Source organism: Roseateles sp. P5_B10 (genome assembly GCF_056400485.1).
Map to the genome: position 1 here is coordinate 1 of NZ_JBFULE010000384.1, position 4,914 is coordinate 4,914.

General features: G+C 68.1%; 5 protein-coding genes. All 5 read right to left on the reverse strand.

The genetic code is table 11. From position 1 onward, the window contains the following. On the reverse strand, positions 1 to 729 hold a 729-nt coding region (locus tag AC1DU6_RS19995; RefSeq protein ID WP_477859103.1), incomplete at its 3' end, for an FtsW/RodA/SpoVE family cell cycle protein. Then, a complete protein-coding gene (gene mrdA / locus AC1DU6_RS20000; protein ID WP_457321240.1) occupies positions 726 to 2,750 on the reverse strand; it encodes a penicillin-binding protein 2 in 2,025 nt (674 codons plus the stop codon). The genes mrdA and AC1DU6_RS19995, both read right to left, overlap by 4 nt. Before the next feature lie 3 nt (positions 2,751 to 2,753). After that, on the reverse strand, positions 2,754 to 3,275 hold the full coding sequence (gene mreD, locus AC1DU6_RS20005; RefSeq protein WP_056191481.1) for a rod shape-determining protein MreD: 522 nt from the start codon (positions 3,273 to 3,275) through the stop codon (positions 2,754 to 2,756). Then, the gene (gene mreC / locus AC1DU6_RS20010) at positions 3,272 to 4,264 is read right to left on the reverse strand and encodes a rod shape-determining protein MreC (RefSeq protein ID WP_457321242.1); all 993 of its coding nucleotides are present in this window, start codon (positions 4,262 to 4,264) and stop codon (positions 3,272 to 3,274) included. The genes mreD and mreC overlap by 4 nt, the downstream gene beginning before the upstream one ends. Positions 4,265 to 4,421: 157 nt before the next feature. Then, positions 4,422 to 4,914: rod shape-determining protein (locus AC1DU6_RS20015; RefSeq protein WP_477859105.1), on the reverse strand; the 493-nt coding region annotated here is incomplete at its 5' end.

Here is a 4,914-nt window from a genome sequence, read left to right on the forward strand (position 1 = left end):
GTGAAAGCCCTTGCCCAGCGGGTCCTTTGACGGGTCCAGCAGCGTGCAGATGCGGTGTTTCTGGTACTCCTTGAGCACCGGCCATTTCAGGTCGGGCTGGCAGATGGCGTCCTCGCTGAGCACCAGGGCGGTCGCGCCGGCGGCGCCCAGCACCAGGGCCGGCACGATGAGCTTCCACGGCAGGCCGGCGAAGAAGATCACGTAAAGGCCGGCCGCCAGCACCAGGATGCCGGTGCCCAGGTCGGGCTGCTTGGCGATCAGCAAAAAGGGCACGAGCAGCAACGCGAAGGCGGCGATGAAGTCGGGCCAGCGCAGCAGGCCCTCGCGTTTCTGGAACCACCAGGCCAGCATCAGCGGCGTCGCCAGCTTGAGCAGCTCGGACGGCTGGATCTGCGTGACGCCGATGCTGAGCCAGCGCGTGGCCCCCTTCTTCGTGACACCGAACAGGGCAGTCGCGATCAGCAGCATCACGCCGATCGTGTACAGCGGGATGGCCAGGGCCATCAGCTTTTGCGGCGGCACCTGGGCGACGATGAACATCAGCCCCAGTGCCAGCACCATGTTGCGGGCATGGTCGGCAAAGCGCGTGCCGTGGTCGTAGCCGGCCGAGTACATGCACAGCAGGCCCCAGCCGCACATCCACAGCACGGCGAGCAGCAGCGGGATGTCGAAGCCGCTGAGCCAGGGCTTGAGGCGTTGCCACAGGGGCGGGCGTTCGATGACGGTCATCGCGAGGCTCCCGAGGCGGGTGCGGGGGGCGCCGAAGCTGCGGAGGCCGAGACCGAGGGCGCTATCGGCTGCCAGCCGGACAGTGGCACGTCCGCCACCTTGCGTGGTGTGCCGATGGGGGCAAAGGTCTGGCCCAGCTGCGTCTTGGCAATGTCTTCGTCGCTGGGGTACTGGCCCAGCAGCAGATAGTCGAATACGCGGCGCGCAATCGGCGCAGCGGAGGAAGATCCCCAGCCGGCGTTCTCGACGATGACGGCCAGGGCCACCGTCGGGTTGTCCACCGGCGCGAAGGCGACGTAGAGCGAATGGTCGCGCTTGCGCTCGTCCGCCTTGATGCTGCTGTACTTCTCGCCGGCCTTCAAGCCGACGGCCTGAGCCGTGCCGGTCTTGCCGCCGCTCTGGTAGCCCGCGCCCAGGAAAACCTGGCGCGACGTGCCCTCCAGCGTCACGCCGTTCATCGCGTTCTGGATGACGGCGACGTCGGCGGGCTTCAGCGGCAGCGCGGGCAGCGCATCGCTGGCGATGCGGCGCTGCTCGTGCTTCACCACGTCCTCGATCTCGCGCACCAGGCGCGGCTTGTAGCGCTGGCCGCCGGAAGCGATGGTCGAGTAGGCCGTGGCCATCTGCAGCATGGTGAAGCTGTTGTAGCCCTGGCCGATGCCCAGCGAGATGGTCTCGCCGGGGAACCACTTCTGATTCGCCGGGCTCCTGGCGAAGTAGCGGCGCTTCCAGTCCTGAGAGGGCAGGACGCCGGTGACCTCGCCCTGCACGTCGATCTCGGTCTTGCGGCCCAGGCCGAAGGGCTCCAGCTGGTCGTGGATCAGGTCCACGCCCATCTCGTTGGCCAGGCTGTAGAAATAGACGTTGGACGAGCTGACGATGGCCAGGCGCATGTCCTTGGGGCCGGCGCGATCGGTCTCGGGGCTGCCGAAGGTGCGGCCGCCGAAGCTGTAGGTCAGGTTGTCGATGATGACCGTGCTGGGCGAGCGCTTGCCACTGTTCAGCGCCGCCATGGCCATCAGCGGCTTGAACGTCGAACCCGGCGGGTAGGTGCCGCGCAGGGCCCGGTTCAGCAGCGGCTTGTCGATGTCCTCGTTGAGGTCGCGCCAGGAGTCGGCGTCGATGCCGTCGACGAAGAGGTTGGGGTCGAAGGTCGGCTTGGAGACGAAAGCCAGTACCTCGCCGTTGCGCGGATCGATGGCGACCAGCGCGCCGCGGCGCTCGCCGAAGAGCCGCTCCACCAGCGCCTGCAGCTTGATGTCGATGGACAGGTTCAGCGTGTTGCCGGGCGTCGGCGGCTTGTGGGCAAGGCGCCGCACGGCGCGGCCGCCTGCGCTCGTCTCCACCTGCTCGAAACCGGTCGCGCCGTGCAGCTCCTTCTCATAGGCCTGTTCCAGGCCCAGCTTGCCGATGTACTCGGTGCCGCGGTAGTTGGCGAGGTCTTCTTCTTCCCAATCGTCCATGGCCTTCTTCTCGGCCTGGTTGATGCGGCCGATATAGCCGATCAGGTGGGCGCCAACCTCGCCCAGGGGATAGGAGCGGAACAGCCGCGCCTTGATCTCCACGCCGGGAAAGCGAAAGCGTTGGGCCGTGAAGCGGGCGACCTCTTCGTCCGTCAGCTTGGTGCGGATGGGCAGCGAGTCGGTGTGCTTGGTTTCTTCCAGCAGGCGCTTGAAGCGGCGCTTGTCGCGGGCCTGGACCTCGATGACCTGACCCAGGGCCTCGATGGTGGCGTCCAGATCGACGACCTTCTCGGGGTTGATTTCCAGCGTGTAGGCCGAGTAGTTGCTCGCCAGCACGACGCCGTTGCGGTCCTTGATCAGGCCGCGGTTGGGCACGATGGGCACGACGGCGATACGGTTGGACTCGGCGCGCTCGGCGAAGCTGTCGTACTGCACCACCTGCAACCACAGCAGGCGCGCGACCAGCAGGCCGAAGCAGAACAGCACGAAGGCGCCCGCGGCCAGCACGCGCAGCCGAAAGCGCGACAGCTCCTGGTGGAGGTTCTTGAGGACGACCACGGCTCAGAGTGGCCGGTGGGCGTCGCGGTCGGGCGCACGGCGCTGCGGTGCCAGCAGCAGGAAGCTGGCCACGGGCCACAGCGCCGCCTCGAAGACCGGCGCCAGCAGCACGCCCCAGCCTGGCCACATGCCACCGATGATCATCCGCACGATCAAGGCCAGCGCATGGGCGCCGAAGAACAGCGGCAGCACCTGCACGGCCTGGGCGCCCAGCGGGAACCAGGTCAGGCGGCGGTGCAGCGTGATGGCGCCGAAGCTCAGGCCGCTGTAGGCCAGCGCATGCTGCCCGAGCAGGGCGCCGTCGTGCACGTCCATGGCCAGGCCGAAGATGAAGGCCCACAACACGCCGACGCGCCGGGGCTGGTGCACGCCCCAGAACACGAGCACGACGGCCAGCACGTCAGGCGAGGCCGCCAGCCGGCCGGCCGGCACCATGTCGATCATCAGCGCGACGATCAGCGTGAAGCCGATGAACCAGGGGTTGGCCGGCAGCAGCAGCTGGTCGGCGGCGCGCGGCATGATCATTGGGAGGCTCCCGAAGCCTTGGCGGCGGCTCTTTCAGCACGCTCGGCCTTCTTGGCGGCGCGCACGGCGGCCTTGGTGGCCGCGGCGGAGGCGGCTTCATCGGCGGCGGCCGCTTCCGCTTCCTTCTTGGCAGGCAGATGACGGTCCTGCGGCAGCAAGATGAGGACGTGGCGGGCGCTGTCGGGCTGGGCAATGGGTGCCAGCAGCACCTGGGCGAAGCTGGAATCGCCGCGCCGCTCGACGACGCTGACCTTGGCGACCGGCAGGCCCGGCGGGTAGACGCCGTCCAGGCCGGAGGTCGTCATCAGGTCGCCGACCTTGATATCGGCATTCGCGGCGAGGAAACGCAATTCCATGCCCGATCCGTCAGCGCGGCCGGCGGCGGCATTGCGCATCTGCGTGCGGGCGTTCAACAGCGGGATGGCTGCCTCCTTGTCGGTCAGCAGCGTGACCTCGGCCGACAGCGGGTAGACGCGCGTTACCTGCCCCAGCACGCCGGCCTCATTGATGACCGGCGAACCAGCCACCACGCCCAGCGTGGCACCCCGGTCGATGACGACACGGCGCGAAAAGGGGTCGGGTGCTTCGAACAGCACCTCGGCAGGCATCGAGGGCGCAATCAGCGAGGGCTTGAGGCCCAGCAGCTTGCGCAGATGGTCGTTCTCGGCCTCCAGCGCCTGGGCGCGCGACAGGCGCTCGGCCTGGGCGCTGAGCTGCCGCCTGGCCTGGTCCTCGGCCTCCATGGCGCGCTTGGTGCCGCGCAGGTAGTCGCCAGCCGTCTCCCAGGCGTCCACCGGCGTCAGCAGCAGGCGCTGCACCGGGTGCAGCACCAGCGCATAGGCGCCGCGCACCGGCTGCATGAGCTTGAAACGCGCGTCCGCCACCATCAGCAGCAGCGCGAGCGCCGAACACAGCGCGAGCTTGGTCAGCGCCGACGGACCCTGGCGGAAGAACGGCGGGGGGGTGCGGTCTAGTGTGCCGAGGGGCATGGCGCCGCGAGGTCAGGCCGACAGTGGCGGTTGCGACGATAAACGCAACGACCGAGGCACAGGGGCACAGAGGAAATGCGGAGCCGGTCTGTTCTCCGTGCCTCTGTGCCTCTGTGCCTCTGTGGTTGCATTGCTTCAGCGTGGGAAGAAGGCCGGTTCACTCCGACGTGAAGATCGWGCCCAGGCGCTCCATGCGCTCSAGSGCCATGCCGCARCCGCGCACSACGCAGGTCAGCGGGTCTTCGGCCACCAGCACCGGCAGGCCGGTTTCCTCGCCCAGCAGGCGGTCCAGGTCGCGCAGCAGTGCGCCGCCGCCGGTCAGCATCATGCCGCGTTCGGCGATGTCGGCGCCCAGCTCGGGCGGCGTCTGCTCCAGCGCGTTCTTCACGGCGGAAACGATCTGGTTCAGCGGATCGGTCAGGGCTTCCAGGATCTCGTTGGAGGAGATCGTGAAGCTGCGCGGCACGCCTTCGGAGAGATTGCGGCCCTTGACCTCCATCTCCTTGACCTCGGAGCCGGGGAAGGCGCTGCCGATATTCTTCTTGATCGCCTCGGCCGTGGGCTCGCCGATCAACATGCCGTAATTGCGGCGGATGTAGTTGATGATGGCCTCGTCGAACTTGTCGCCGCCGACACGCACGCTGCCTTTG